Consider the following 14,847-nt stretch of genomic DNA (forward strand, 5'->3'; position numbering starts at 1 on the left):
AGCAGGGAAGGAGGGCGACTAGCAGGTCAACGGACGACCCCGGGGGCCAGTCAGTCAGTGACCGGTATGCAGCCGGCAGCGTGAGTTCAGCTTTGGTGACTGACGGACCGGACACGCTGCGGACCAGCCGGTCGCCTGGCTATGTCAGCACCAGGCTGGGAGCAGAAGCTCACCGAGTCCGCATTGCGGTGTGGTTCTACGTTTTGGGGACCTTCCCTACTAATTCTTAGAAGGCGTCGAAACTGACCTTGAATTGCTTGTCGGGTCGCGGGAGGTGTACATCGTCAGACGGTTGCCGGACTGGAGCTTGAAAGAAAATCAGCGTATAAGTGGGTCAGGCCCGGCGGAAATGAGGAGCGCAGGCCATCTCCACAACGGGCGAGGACAGCACACTGCGCACTTTGCGCAGTCGGGTGACTTCATCTCTTCGGCCTAGGCGCCAGGTCCAACCGAAGACCCGCGATCTGGCGTTGGTTTTCAATATCACCATTGGCCAGCCGCTCCAGGAGCCGGCGCGGATCAGGCTGACCCAAGACCAATCGGTACCAGCTCGCCTCTTCCTGGAGCCGCTCCCAGGTTGTCTCTTCCCGCGAGAACGGCACGTTGATGGCGAGCGCCTTGATCGGTTGTCCAGCGCCAAAATGCCAATACGGCGCTAGCATGCTCGCATGGGCGTCCTTCCGCCGCCCTGCTTCGCCCAACAGCAGGTGCCAGGGACCTTCGCGCCCAAGCCGCACCTGCGAGCCGTCCTTCCAGACCGGAAGTTCCAACTTTGCGATGTTTGTTCGCACGCCCAGGCTAAGGTACCGATCGATCCGTCCTTCGCGCTGCTCCAGTGCCAGTGGTGACACAGGAAGGTTCCAGTGGGCGAGCCGCCGGCAGTACCGATGCATGTCCAGCCCTTCCTGTCCAGTGGAGGTCGTGGTCAGCACGAAGGGCGGAAACGGCGAGTTGAAGGCGGCCAGCAAGGGGCTGCCATGCGGGCCCGCACCAGACATTGCCCTGGTTGGCTTCGCGTCTTCGTCGGGAAAGCTGTCATGTTCACCTAAGGATCGCGCGAACATGGCCACGCCGTACGACGACCTCGAAGCTGGCTGCTCCTTCGACGACGGCCTGGGCCGGACAACGTGCAGGCCCCCAGCTGTGCTCAAGGCTACCTCTACGCTTTCCGCGAGCGACATCGCTACCTTGCTCGGGTTCTTCTCGGAACTGTCGCGGGCAAGAAGAAAGAGGTACTCGTCGAGCACGCTCTGCAGGTCGTTCACCAAGCAGAACCGCAGTACCTTCTGCCAATAATCCGCCTTCGAGCGACCAAAGGAAGCCTCGACGATGGCCACGGCGGCTGGTCGCTGGAACAGGCGAACGATGCTGCTTCCAATACGGAGCGCTGCAGACAGCCATGCGCCGCGAGCGGGTTTCCTGCCCAGTCCAGGGACGGCGCGCCGCAAGGCCCGGTAGGCGCAGGTGCCCGGAGCGGCAGCCGCCATCATCGCAAGCTCACTTGCAACACCGGGGGTCACGCTGGCTGAATCCTGGCGGCCTACCGCTGCCATGAGGTCGCTAGCAGCCTGCAGGGTCGATCGCGCCCGGCCTGAAGGCGGCGGATAGTCTGCCCCGGCATTCAGGGCCACGGCGGTCTCCACGGACTTGGCGCCTTTCGCGGCAGGCGACACCTTCAGCAGCTTCGCGTCCAGCAGTTGCCGGCGCACGCGCGCTACCATTTCTGCCGTATCCAGCGGATGGCCTGCCCCGCGCATGGCCACGAACGGATCGCTGTGGCCGGCGAATCGCCAAAGCGGGGCGGCCAGGACGTAGGTGGACCGCACAGTCTCTTCCACTCCAGTGCGCTTGCTGATTCGCGAGAACTTCAGGTCCTTCTTCTTCCCGCTGGGACGCAGTTCGGCATGCAGGTTCAAGGCGGTCGCAATGGCTGGCGGAGCTGCCGACCATGAGGTGAACACTAGGGTCTTGGACGGACCAACGCCTGGAATCCGATCTGGGTCACAGATGTAGGGGACGGTCGGCGCAAGCCACAAGCGGTGGTCCTGCGCATCACGGCCCATTGCCCCGATCAGGGCGCGCAGCCGAGGATGCCCAATGTCGCCGAGCGAGCTGTTGCGCTCCAGTTGCCCGACCGTCAGGGCCGACGGCGCCCGCAGCCGCCTGGGCCCTTTTTTCAACAGCTCGCGAATGTCGCGGCCCGCCGCGTACTTGTCGCCGAGGGCGCTGAGCAGGTACGGCGTGGACTTCCACAGCTCGAAAAACTCAGCGAACCGATGCCGCCGATCCTTGGTAGAAGGACTGGCCGCCTTGAGCAAGGCGATCGCTTGCCGGAGCGCCGCGAGGTCGTTCTTGTCAAGAGCCGCGTTGACGACGACCCGTTCCACGTGCGCGTCATGAGGCCGCTCAGTCCTGGCCATGAACAAGCGCAGCAGCTTCTCGAGCTTTCCAGCCGCAGCGGCCACGCGCTCCCTGCTGACCTTTTCATCCTGCAAGGACTGCTCCATCTCCTTCAGAGCGGCTCTGACACGCGCCGCTCTTCCGGATACACCGTGATTGAGGAACCCTACAAGGTCCATGAAGCCCTTGTGCGGCTCAGGCTCGCCGCTTGGAGCATCCGCCTGATACGGCGTCGCGGAAAGAACGAGCAGTGGACGCTCCAGCATGTAGGCAACCTGAGGCGTCGGCACGCCGGCCATCAGGTCTGAGGAAAACCGCTGGATCTCGTCTACGACGACGATCGCCGGATCAAGCTTCTCCAATGCGCATCTCGCCAAAGCCGCGCGCAGGCCACCGACGATCAGCCGCCTGTGTTTCTCACGGTATGTTCGGTCCGAGAGCGCCTGAACGATGTTCTCGGGGAGGTGCCTCTCGAAATCGTCGTACAGGGAAGGCGGTATGGCCGTTTTGAAGTGGCCATCGAAGGTGACGTCCTTGGCTCGCCCCTGGAACATCTTCCTGACTCGCGGCTGCGCCATCAGCGCCCGATGCTTGCGCCACAACAGGCGATACAGCAGCGCCCGCTCATGGGCCGACCCGAAATGGTCACCCCGCAAGTCTTTGATCGGCGTCAGGCCGATCAGCTCGCCTTGCACGACATGACCGTGCACCCGCATTGCCAGCAGGCTCAACGAACCCTGGGCCGCAGGCACGACCGCCCCAGTCGCCAGCTTGCGAAGGTTCTGGCCGACGATATGGCTGCTCGATGCGAGGTAGAGGACGTTTCGCGGCTTCCCGGCTGTCGCGAGCGCGATGACGCCCTGCGCCACCTTTGTCTTGCCCAACCCAACCTCGTCTGCGACGAGGAAACGCCGTTGCCCTTCAACAAACATACGCTGATGCGCGTAGTCGATGGTCCGACGTTGGAACTCGAGCAGGTTTGGGTCAAGAAGGGCGCGGCCTGCGGACGTCACAGCGATGCCTTGATGAGGTTCCACATCCCAACCAGACTCTCGAATTCAGGGGCGTCCTCGACTCCGGAAAGCAAGCTGTCGATCATCTGGATCTCGTTCTTCGCATCGGCGCCATGAACGCGCAGCAGCACTTTCTCCAGGATGGGAAGGATGGCGTCGTCGCCGGCCTTTGCCTTCGTAGAGTTCGCGGGCGGAGTCTTCGCGGCGGACTTGCGTAACCCGCCTCTCACGCCAAAGTGCCACAGCAGTTCCTCGTACAGCCGCGGCTTGGCTGCGCGTGACAAGCTGGCTCGCGCGTGCTCGCGGCACCAGTCGATATCGCCCTCCAGCTTCATGGCGAGCACCACCTCCAGAGGTCGGTCTCTGGCGGTCTGGATCGTTAGGACCACAAAGGGGACCAGTTCGGCCCCCGCCTCGACGGCTATGGAGGCGGCAAGTTCGCTCCGGTGGACCACCATCGGGCAGTCGTCAGTCGCTTGACCGAAAGGGCGCATCGACACCGCTGCTTCAGCAGGCCACGACCCGCGGTCAGGCGGAAATTTGGCGACGACCTGCAGCATCCTCGGCGGACCCTTGGTAATCGTCCCGACGCAGGTTGCACCAGCCAGGCAAAGTTGCACTTCCTGCATCCACTCAGGGTCTTGCGGCCCTGCTTCGATCGCCTCCAGGGTTAAGGGATCAAGCAGGTCACGGAATGCGAGCTCGTCGTCCTCCGCCGGCTTCGGGTCGGCCGGCGGTTCCATGAGGGCTGGCACCGAGAAAGCCTTGGCCCGGGCAAGACCTGTCACGGCGACTTCGACGTTGCGCGTCCAACCGGCTGTGGTCGCATTGGCACTTGTGACCACAATGCGCGTGCCATTCTTCTTCGAAGTCGACATGTAGATCTTCGCGTGCAGGCCAACTAGGCGACCCTGTGCAACGCCCGTCTCCTGCGCTTGCGGAGCATCTGGCTCGCGCCCCTCACCCGCGAAAGCGTGCGACGGGATCGCTCCCTCGGTAAGCTGGAACACCTGGTACCTTTCAAAGGCCGAAAGCGGAATGTCGACCGGTCGAGTGACAAGCCATCGCTTCGCGGTCGCGGCGCCTGCCTGTCCTGCAAGCTCGTCCAGTAGTCCCGGACTGACGAACGGCGAGATGACCAGCAAGTTGTCGCCCGTGAGCATCGCCTTCACATTGGAAGCGTTGGGGCTGCCGGGTTCGAAGAGCCGGACATCAAGACCATCGATGCCACGCAATGGCTGAAACTTCACCGTCTCAAGCTTCTTTGCGATCCGCTTGCAGTTCTCGACGGCTGGATGGCTGCTGTCGTTGATGTACCTCGCCAAGCCGCCAACGGCCTCCGCCAAGCCCGCGATGGCAACTCCGCCCGCCATCTCATCGAGCACGACGATCGAGTCCCAGGAGTTGTCAGTGGTCAGGTTGCGCGTGGTGACGACAACCCGGCACAGCTGGCGAGATGGGTCGTCATGCGCCGTGAACTCCGCGACAAGCAACTTGGGGTGGAAGGAGCCTCCCCTCACGGAACACGGAACGACAGCGCCGCCAACAAGCTTGAGCAGCTCGCGCGACGACGCCAAGCGGCCTGGAATCGAGATCCGGTCGCCTTGAATAAGCAGGGTCATTCGCTCGCCGAGTTCGAAGACCCTAGCGATGCCGACCGGCGTGGCTACCCCCTTAGCGTCAAGTCCGGCAGCGAAGAGAGGAATGGTGATGAGGGTCTCCGCATCGAGGCTGTAGGCGGTTGCCAAGGCCTGCTCAAGCCGATAGCCGGGCGGCGGCAATAGCGCGCGGCGCAGCGTCGACCGCGCATACGGATCGAGTGGGCCTGTGCGGCTAGCCATGCGGGTTCTCCGCGTCGAACATGAAGGTCTTGACGCAGGCCTTCCAACGGAAGTCCCATCGGTTGGCCATCTCCGGCGTTCCGGACCAGGTCGCCAGGTGAGTTGCATGGGCCAGCTTCGGCGCCGGATTTACGCTGTTCTCCCTCTTCCTGACCAAATCGGCCCAGTCCCGGGACGTCAGGTCCCTCTTGCCGTCCACGAGCCTCCTCGCGCAGTCGGCAAGAAACCGTCGCGCGCTTCGGTCGCCCAGGGGCTCCCACGTTTCCTCTTTCGTCCACGGACCCAAGTCGGAAAGCTCCGCGACAACAGCCTTTTGCCAGTCGCCCAGCAGCGTGTCCAGCTTCTCCTGCATCGCGTCCAGCTGCCCGGCCTTCTTCTGCCATGCCGCTTCTGCGGAGTCTGCCTCCAGCTTTCGAGCCTGGCCGACAAGTGCGCAGTTGTAGGCCAATTGCGCGGTCCAGCACACCATGCTGATGGCCTTGGCTCGCTGCAGGTCGTCTCTGGCGCGAGCGTGGCCAGTCATAGCAACGTCCCAGGGATAGGCGGCCCTCGAGACAACTCGGCCGGCCTTCACCTGAGACGCCAGCGCTGCAAGCGCTGGCTCCTCGGCCAGCGCAAGCCATCGATCCAGCAAGTAGTCGACCTCCGCTTTGGTGCAATGAATGTTGGGACTCTTGGAATCCTTTCGCTTCCAAAAATCGCCGGCGAGCTTCACGACCTTGGGGTCCCAGCGAACGCGCGCCTCCGATAGCGGGCTGCCATCCTCGTCAGCCCGCCACGAGAAGCGGAAGGCTTCCCATCCGTTCTCCACTGTCACGTCGCGCCGGTCCCCGACCACTGACGTGAGGAGCTTCCACTCCCCGATAGCCGTCCAGTACAGACGTACGAAGTCACGCTCGCGCTTTCGCCGCCCAATGACGCCCTTCTCGCTGCGGTTCGCAAGGTCGATCGCCGTGTTCAACGCAGCCTGGCTTCCCACAAGCCCCTCAAGCGTCACGCCCCGCTTGCTCAGCAGGGCCGGTGCCAGGATGACATAACGAAGGCGCGTGTACTGAGTGGATGTTCCCGGAAACAGGGTGTCCGCCATGCGATCCCGCACGCTGGCACCAATGCGCAGCGGATCAACCCCCTCGCCTTCCGCCTGCTGGCTCAGAAAGTCGCGAATCTGCCGCGATTCATCCTCATCGAAATCCAGCCATTCCCAACGGCTCGCCGCTGTCGTCATGCGGCGAAGTCCTCTCGTCTCTTGAGCATCTCGTCTCTCCCTTCTTTTCGGCTATTGGGCGACGCGCAAGGCACGGATACCGGCGCGCTTCATGGCTACATTGCTGACCGCCGCTTCCAGTCGCGAGGTATCAGCCCCTTGCCCGACGCTTTGGTCCAGCGCTCCTTTGTGGCCGACACATAGCGCGGGTCCGACGGGAAGTAGGCATGCTCTAGCAGAAGCACTTGTAGGCCGCTGCGCGCCTGAACCTCCTTGAAAAGGAAGTCGATGTGCTGTCGCATGGCCACATAGTCCTCGTCGTCGGAAATGGAGATCTCGTCCGGCCGATCTTCAGCCATGTCGGGCTCGACCTCGGCGACATCCTCATCTCCTTCGTCTTCAACCTCATTGGCGCCTATGCCCTGATTTGGGAAATAGGGACGACTTAGCTGGTCGAGGACGATGACGCCAGGTACCGGCCTGCGCTCTTTCTCGAAGTGCCTTTGCAGGCCAAAGGCCAGCGCGACATGGACTGCCAGCCAGTTTTGGTCCGAACCTAGATCAGCCATCGAGAGCACCGCGCCTTCAGGGCCGTCCTCTATGATTGAAACTGCGGGCTCTCGGGCCGAGAAGACGAGCTCCGCATCGACACAAGGCTCAACCTTGGGAAGTTTCGAGAACACTTCGGACGCGTACTGCGAAACGGCGGCTTCTGCACGGCGCATGCGGATTCGCCGGTTGTCGGCGTCAACCTTTGCTTCGAGGTCGGCGATCTCGTCCCGCTGCTTAGTCAGGTCTTTGGCAGGCTTCAGAAGCTGGTCTTCGACGGTTTCAAGGAAATAGGTCGCCTTGCCACGAAAGAAGGACTGCAGCTGTGCAAGGTCGGCATATTGCTTGGCCTCGGCAATTTGGTTCAACGTAGACGCAACCGCGGCATCAAGTTCCCTGAGGAGACCACTGAGCTCCTCAACTCGCTTGTTCAGCTGGGCCGCTGCGTCACCGATCTGCGGCCGAAGGCGTCCAACTGCGCTGGTCTCTGAGCGAATTGTCTGAAGCGATCGCCTCATCGCCACCGCGACTTCCGCGCCGGAGGCAGTCTCGGATTCGCACACTGGGCATTTTGTGGGTACGTCCAGCAGGTGAAGATGCTCGGCAATGCGGAGCTTTTGGTGCTGGGTAGTGACCGCGGTCTCATAGTCCAGCGACTCCTGCTCCGTTACAGCCAGCGCTCGAAGCTTGCGCTTCGTCTGACCCAGCTCCTTTAGAGTGGCTTGGCGGCGCTCCTGCAACCCGTCCAGTTGGTCGGCGCCCGGGTACTGCAGCGGACGAGCCGCCGGCGATGCTGCCCTACGCACCATGCCGACGAGGAAGGCCTCATCGGCTCCCTCAGGTGGGCTCTCCACCAGCCCTAGCTGCTGCGCTTCGCCAAGCAATACCCGAGACCGCTGCTTTAGCACGCTGTCCTTTGCGACGCGGGCCTCCTCACGAGCGACGTCAATCTCCAGGGCTCTGCGCGCTTGTCGAAGACGTCTCTCGGCAGCCGCGGTCGACCCGGTGACCACGCCAAGGAAGTAGGGCATCGTCGAGATGATGGGGGGAGCCCTGAGACTGCTGTCAAGGCCGTGCAGCAGGACCGTCTCGCTATCGATGACCTCCTTGGTGACGAACACGTACGGCGCGAACTGGCGGATCGATGGTCGGTCCGGCGAGTCTTTTCCGGGCTGCTCGGATTCGGCCATGGGCATGGCCTCGATCCCGAACGCCTCGCCCAACCGGGCCTTGCTGACCGCCACGAGTCCCCGGCCTTCGAACTCACCAACGGAGCGGGGAATCTTCAGGTTCCTCCCCGTGGTCACGTACATGTAGGAATTGGGCTCTTTGCCGACCAGCGGGACTTGGCGGCACGAGATCATCTCGTCCGCGCCTCTCACCCACTTGACTCCAACAGCCACGCATCGGCGCCGCACATACACCGGCAGCTGGCACTTGGATGAGCCAAGACAATAGTCCAACGCCTTGATGACAGCCGACTTTCCCGTGCCCGATGCGCCGGTGATGATGTTCACGCGATCAGCGTCCAGTTCGATGATGCGGAACGCGTCCTCCTCACCAATGAAGAAGACGCTCGCGATGTTCCATCGCTTCATACAGAAACTCCCAATGCTTCCAGGACAGCCCTGGGCGACCCCATGTCGGCCATCCAGATTCCTAGCAGGCGGGCCCTTTTCAAGGCGGCGCCAGCCACGCCGTTCGTGACCGCTGCCGGTAGCGCCTTCCGGGTGCTCTCAACGCCGCCGTCGGGCGTGAGCTTGAAGATGCCGGCGATGCAGCCAAAGCGGATGGCGGCAGTCGTGATTTCAAGGGTTGAGTTGACCTTCTTGGCCAGATCGACTGACACCTTCGGGTTTCGGCCCATCCACAGCGTGAACCCGGTCTCCCGGTTGCAGCCATCAAAGGTCGGCGCCAAGTCCTCCGAGACCGCGAGAGGCACGACCAAGTACACCAACGCCGCTGCCGGGGAGAGTCCGGGCCGAGCCCCCTGATAGGCTGAACAAAATTGTGCGAACACTGCGCCGCAGAATGCCGGATTGGTCTCGGCGAAGACGTCACGCGCGGCAATCATGAGCTGCCCTTCAACAGGGTAACGAAATCAGGATGCCAGCCGACACTCTTCTCAACCGCTAGAACCTGATAGCTGCCACGCACGTAGTAGGACGCGTTCCAGTTCTTCGCAAAGGGATCGACTTCCTGGTGGGCCTGGCTGAACGACCACCGAAAGATCTCCAGTCCCGCAGCCCGCTTTTTTCCTTCCGGGGCTGACTGATGCACCTCGACCATCGGCTCATGCCGGTCTCCCCATTCCTGAACCAGATACTCGTCGTATCGGTGGATACGACCAGACATGTCTGCTCGCTCTTTCATCCATTTGTGGCGCTGCGACCTTGCTTTCCATTCTTCGCGTTGCGCCGACCGAATCTCGGACGTGGTGCAGTTCACCAGTTGAAGCTGCGTGGCAATCATCGACGGCGGGCTGTGGTTGTCGGGTGGAACCTCGAATTGGAAGTCGGCGAGCAGCTCGTCGCTCGCCAGCTCGCCGGCCATCTCGAGCAATTGCTGCTGCACTTCGAGTCTGGTGATGAAACGCTCTCTCTTGGCGCAGAACGAGTAGATGATCTGCAGATCCCACCACTCCATGAGTCGCTGCGAAATCGCTTCACGCTGCTCGGGAGGGAAGAGCGTGAGTGCGTTCATGATGTCGCGCTGGATCTTGTTGATGTCGTTCGCAGCAGGCTGAATCGTCGCCCTGGACAGGAGCTTCTCGCGGGTCACGTACGGTAGGGCGAGGTAGGCAGAACAGCCAGCTAGCCGCTCGACGTGCGGCAAGGGGCTCTTGCCATTTTTCTTGGCTGCAGCGTGCTCATCCACCACGCGTTGAGCCTCTGCCTCCAGAAGGTTCAAGAGCCCAGCGCGCGACGCCTTTTCATCAAGTAGCGGCGCCAAAACGCTGCCGGGCGGCAGCGGAGCCACAGTGACTAGCTGGAAGCGCGTGTCGTCCACGCTGATCCTTGGCAGCACGTCGATCCATGCCCGAAGTGTCTTCCATAGGGCTACGGAAGCCACACTCACCGCCGCCGGCTTCTTGCTAAGGGAGTGCTTCAACTGAACCAGAAGCGATCGACCGTTTAGGACGATCTCCACATCATCCAGACGCTCCAGACATACGGTGGCATCGTCTTCAGTGGCCTTGACGATGGCCAGCAGACCGTACAGCGACTGATAGTAAAAGCCCAACGCCGCATCGATGGCTGAATGGCTACCGCTTCCGACCGTTGTCGCAGGACTCAAGTCTTCCCCCTGTATCTCCGCGCGTTCTGCACGGACATCAGCCCATAACCGTCCAAGGTGGCGGCGAGGGTGTTTTGGCAGACTGTAACAACCTTCTAGCTATCCTCCGGTCACCTCAGTTCGACTGCGACCGGCGGTTGCGGTCGCCGCCTCTTTCGCCCTAGACGGCCGCCAGCGTGGGCGTGGGCTTGGTCTACCCCCATGTCGCTAGCTCGCTGAGAGGCTCGAAGTGGCCTTCAGTCGCAACCCGCACGCTTCAGCCCGCGGACGCCCGGATAGCAAATCAGAGCGACCGTTCGCCTGGACCGAGCGAAGGTCAGCAAGCGCCAAGCTGCTGAAGGCACTTCGACATCGAATGACCGGAACCGGCGTGTGTGCAGCCGGTCCGGCTTCCGGGAAGCCACCGTTGCCAGTGACGACTTCAGCCCGCTGGAGGGGCCACCGCTGTTGGCTCGCTCAGATTTCTGTCTGCTCGGAAATCTCCAGTGCGTCATCGACCTCGATGCCGAGGTACCGCACCGTCGACTCCAGCCTATGGACTTCAGGACATAGATTGGACTATCTCCCGCTGCAGACTATGTCCCGCTGCCCAGCAAGCCTCCAATGAGCAGGCATGCGCGGTGCTGGACATAGGCCGAACGTCTACAGCCCCTTCAAGAACGCCAGCAGCTTGTCGTCCGGTCGGTAACGGCCAGGCTTGCCGTTGGGAGGCGTGGTCTTGTCGAGGATCTTCTGCTTCAGCTCCAGATCGGCATCCAGATAGACCTGGGTCGTCTCGATGGACTCATGACCCAACCACAACGCGATCGCGATTGGCTCCGTACCCTCCTGCAGCAGGTCCATCGCGGTTGTATGCCGCAGCACGTGCGGGCTGACGCGCTTGTGCTTCAGCGATGGGCAAACGTCGCTGGCCACAGCCGCATGCTTGGCCAGCAGGTATTGCACGCCGTGCGAGCTCAGCTGGCCGCCCCTCGCATTGGGGAACAGCGGCTGGCTTGCCACCAGAGGCGGCTGTCGAACCCACGCAGTAAGGACGGCACGCGTGTTCTTGCTCAGCGGCGTACATCGCTCCTTGCGTCCCTTGCCGATCACACGCACATGCGCGCCGGCGCCCACATGCAAGTCCTCGCGCCGAAGGCTGGTCAACTCCGACAGACGCAGCCCCGTCTGAACGGCCAGCAAGATCAGCGCGTGGTCGCGGCGCCCGGACCATGTGTGTTGATCCGGCGCGGCGAGCAGCGCATCAACCTCCAGCCGACTCAGGAACGGCACGAGTGCGCGCGTGAAGCGCTTGGCCGGTATGGCCAGCACTCTCTGGATCTGCGCCGCGGTCGCCGGCGCCTCGAAGGCGGCGTAGCGGAAGAACGAGTGAACCGCGGTCAGACGCAAGTTGCGCGTTCGCGCCGTGACACCGCGAGCCTTCTCTAGATCATCCAGGAAAGCCGTGATCAAGGGCGCGTCGATGTCCTCCAACGCCAGAGTTGATGGCGCCTTGTGCAGGCGCTTCTGGACGAATTGCAGCAACAGCCGCCACGTGTCTCGGTAGGAGGCGATCGTGTGCACGCTGGCCTGACGCTGCTGCATCAGGCGCTGGGTGAAGAAGGCCTGAAGCAGCGGGGCCAAGTTCGGCCGGCCCGTCATGATGGATCTCCCCAGCGCCGCTCCAGCCGCGCCATCGCCTGCGCCATCAACTCGGGCCAGGCACTCAGGTACCAATAGGTGCCGGCAACGTAGACGTGCCCGAGGTAGGTCGAGAGCACCGACAGCTTGCGTCCGGGATCGTCGCCAGACTGGTACCAGCGCACGAGCGTCAGAACTGCAAAGCGATGTCTGAAGTCATGCAGCCTGGGGCCGTTGCGCGCGCCATGGGCGCGCAGGCCCGTTTGCCGCGACAACGTGTAGAAGGCCCGGTGAACGCGGCCGATGTCCAGGCGCGTGCCGCAGTTGGAGATGAACACGAACCGCGAGGCAGTCCCGCCCAGGAACTCTTCTCGACGTCGGAGGTAGTCCGCCAGCGCGGTCACGGTCGAGGCGTGGATTGGCACGAGTCGCCATCGACCCAACTTCGCTGCGCGGATGGTCAGCACGCCCTGTTCGAGGTCGACATCGTCGACCTTCAAGTCCAGCGCCTCCGAGATGCGCAGACCGGTGACGCTGAGCAAACCCAGCAGGCAATGGAACACCCAGGGGCGTAGCGGCGTCGACGGCCACGTCGTCGGCAGTTGCAGCGCCGCATCCAACAAGCGCTGCACCTCCTGCTCCGTATAGATGTGGGGCCTTGCGCGGGTCGAGCGGTGGGGTAGCAGTTCCGATGGCGGAACCTCCGTTCGGCCGTCGGTAGCGCTGCGGTATCGAGCGAAGCCGCGCACGAAGCCCAGGCGCCGGGCCCACTCAGCGGGTTGAACTGTCTGTGCCTGCTGCGCCCACTCCAGTGCCAGTCGCGCGGTGATGTACGGCGCCTGGCGCTCTTGCATGAAGGCGACGAACCGCGGCAGCAGAAGACCGGCGTCGCGCATCTTGAAGCCCAGACCGCGACGCAGCTCGAGATACTCACTCAAGGCCTGATCGAGCGTGTTCATTGCGCAGCTCCCGGCCAAGCCACAGCCAAGGTACGCAATGCTTCGATGTCGACCCTGGCGTAGATGGAGGTGGACTGCGGGCTGCGGTGGCGCAGCACCTCGCCGATCTCTGGCAACGAGGCGCCGCCTTGCAGCATGCGCACGGCCAGGGCGTGACGGAACTGGTGCGAGCCGCTGTGCAGCGCATCGACCTTGGCTCGCCGCAGCGCGTAGCGCACGATCGAGCCGATGCCGTCAGCGCCTTGCAGGAATCCGCATACCGGCGCCATGGATCGCAGGAACAGGTGTCGGTCCTTGCAGGCGGGTCGTCCACGCTCGAGGTAAGAGGCGATGGCCTCGCCCACGTCGACGGGCATCGGCAGGATGCACTCGCGTCGACCCTTGCCGCGAACGAGCAGCTGGCCGCGATCCCAGTCGCAATCCTCCAACCGCAATGCGATGACCTCGCGGGCCCGCAGACCCAGGCGCGCCAATAGCAACAGGACAGCGCGATCACGAAGGCCGGTCGCGGTGGTGGCATCACAGCCGTCAATGGCCCGTTGGGCATGTTCCGCAGAGATCGCCTTGGGCACAGCCGGCGTGCATGCCCAGCTGGCCACCGCCGGCACGGCAGCGACGAGCTCAGGCGCGACATTCCCGCAATACTGGGCGTACCGAAGGAACGAGCGCAGGCCGTTGACGACGCACTTCATTGCCGGCGGCGTCAGGCGCTTGGATTGCCGTTGCACGAATCCGACGACGTCGGCGGCGCCAACAGTGCTCAGATCAACTGCGCCGCGACCGAAGCGCTCCACAAGGAATTGCTCAGCGACCTTCCTGTAGCGCTCAATCGAGGAGCTCGCCAGGCCTTGCTGGTGCTGCAGGTGGTGCCCGAAGTCGGCGGCAAGATCGTCGCTCGGTGTCGTTGCCACGCGAGCCGTAGAGCACACGCCCAGCTCGCGCAAGTCGCGAAGCAGGTGAACCAACTCGCGCCGCTCCTGCTGCCGAGTGGCGACGCACACAGGCCGGCGCAGTCGCCGCCGACGGTCCTGGTACTGGGCGAGGTGAACCTCGCTGAGATCCTCAAGATCAGTTCGCAGAGCGGCCAACCAGCGATCAAACGCCGCCGCATGCCGAGACTTTACGTAGACGACGGCGGCAACGTACTGCTTGTCGATCAGCGACCTGACCCAGGGCCCGAGATGCGCCGCCAAGGGTCCGGCGGCGCGACTGGCGAGCGCCATGGCGCTCTCATAGGTTCGATCCAAGATGCTCTCCTTGCGGGCAACGGCGCCCGGCAAGGAGCATTGCTATGTCCAGCGACCAAGGGTCGCCGGCAGCACCTACGCTTGTGGTTCCGCAAACACCGGACATAGTCCGGCGCGGGAGATAGTCAAGCTTGGAATGTCCGAGCAACAGCTGCACGGCGCGCAGGTTCTTGGTCCGCCGATAGATCAGCGTCGCCTTGGTCCTTCGCATCGAATGCGTTCCGTAGTCGGCAGGGTCGAGGCCGAGTTCCTCCACCCAGCCTTCCAGGATTCGAGCGTACTGTCGCGTACCGAGATGCGGCGAAGAGTGCATGCGACTCGGGAACAAGAAATCGTCGGATCTCAGCCCCGCTTGTTTGATCCACCGCTGCACGGCGTCGCGCGTCACCGGCGTGATCTCGAACTGCACGGGGCGCTGAGTCTTGTGCTGCATCACCACCGCTCGGCTAGCCACCGCGTCACCATGACAGACATCTCGCACCTTGAGCGAGACGAGGTCGCACCCGCGAAGCTTGCTGTCGATGCCGAGGTTGAACAGCGCGAGCTCCCGCACGCGGTTCTCCATCTGGAGGCGGACTCGAAGTGCCCAGATATCCTTGACCTTGAACGGCGCCTTCTGGCCGACGATCTTGCCCTTGTTCCACGGCTCGCGCGACAAGGCTTTGGTTGCTGATCCCATGATGGTCTCCCATCGAGTTGAGGGCCAACAAGCATGCG

The 14,847-nt window shown here is 63.1% G+C and carries 10 protein-coding genes; all 10 read right to left on the bottom strand.

Annotated features, from left to right (window positions below):
* Nucleotides 1–419 precede the first annotated feature (419 nt).
* A complete protein-coding gene (locus ACG00Y_RS26875) occupies nt 420–3,413 on the bottom strand; it encodes a hypothetical protein (RefSeq protein WP_394484393.1) in 2,994 nt (997 codons plus the stop codon).
* On the bottom strand, nt 3,410–5,254 hold the full coding sequence (locus ACG00Y_RS26880) for a hypothetical protein (protein WP_394484395.1): 1,845 nt from the start codon (nt 5,252–5,254) through the stop codon (nt 3,410–3,412). Before ACG00Y_RS26880 ends, ACG00Y_RS26875 begins: the two co-directional genes overlap by 4 nt.
* A complete protein-coding gene (locus ACG00Y_RS26885; protein ID WP_394484397.1) occupies nt 5,247–6,479 on the bottom strand; it encodes a DUF6361 family protein in 1,233 nt (410 codons plus the stop codon). The genes ACG00Y_RS26880 and ACG00Y_RS26885 overlap by 8 nt, the downstream gene beginning before the upstream one ends.
* A gap of 95 nt (nt 6,480–6,574) precedes the next feature.
* A complete protein-coding gene (locus ACG00Y_RS26890) occupies nt 6,575–8,605 on the bottom strand; it encodes a DUF3732 domain-containing protein (RefSeq protein ID WP_394484399.1) in 2,031 nt (676 codons plus the stop codon).
* Nucleotides 8,602–9,081, bottom strand: a complete 480-nt coding sequence (locus tag ACG00Y_RS26895; protein WP_394484401.1) for a three component ABC system middle component — start codon at nt 9,079–9,081, stop codon at nt 8,602–8,604. Before ACG00Y_RS26895 ends, ACG00Y_RS26890 begins: the two co-directional genes overlap by 4 nt.
* Complete coding sequence (locus ACG00Y_RS26900) at nt 9,078–10,304, bottom strand: ABC-three component system protein (protein WP_394484403.1); 1,227 nt, start codon at nt 10,302–10,304, stop codon at nt 9,078–9,080. Before ACG00Y_RS26900 ends, ACG00Y_RS26895 begins: the two co-directional genes overlap by 4 nt.
* 642 nt (nt 10,305–10,946) lie before the next feature.
* Complete coding sequence (locus tag ACG00Y_RS26910; RefSeq protein ID WP_057299406.1) at nt 10,947–11,945, bottom strand: site-specific integrase; 999 nt, start codon at nt 11,943–11,945, stop codon at nt 10,947–10,949.
* On the bottom strand, nt 11,942–12,883 hold the full coding sequence (locus tag ACG00Y_RS26915) for a tyrosine-type recombinase/integrase (RefSeq protein WP_057299405.1): 942 nt from the start codon (nt 12,881–12,883) through the stop codon (nt 11,942–11,944). The genes ACG00Y_RS26910 and ACG00Y_RS26915 overlap by 4 nt, the downstream gene beginning before the upstream one ends.
* The gene (locus ACG00Y_RS26920; RefSeq protein ID WP_394484406.1) at nt 12,880–14,106 is read right to left on the bottom strand and encodes a tyrosine-type recombinase/integrase; all 1,227 of its coding nucleotides are present in this window, start codon (nt 14,104–14,106) and stop codon (nt 12,880–12,882) included. Before ACG00Y_RS26920 ends, ACG00Y_RS26915 begins: the two co-directional genes overlap by 4 nt.
* A 7-nt stretch (nt 14,107–14,113) precedes the next feature.
* Nucleotides 14,114–14,809 carry a tyrosine-type recombinase/integrase gene (locus ACG00Y_RS26925; protein WP_394484408.1) on the bottom strand — a complete coding sequence of 232 codons (696 nt, stop codon included), beginning with the start codon at nt 14,807–14,809 and terminating at the stop codon, nt 14,114–14,116.
* Between the last annotated feature and the right edge of the window lie 38 nt (nt 14,810–14,847).

The organism is Pelomonas parva (assembly GCF_043555835.1).
Classification (GTDB): domain Bacteria; phylum Pseudomonadota; class Gammaproteobacteria; order Burkholderiales; family Burkholderiaceae_C; genus Pelomonas; species Pelomonas parva.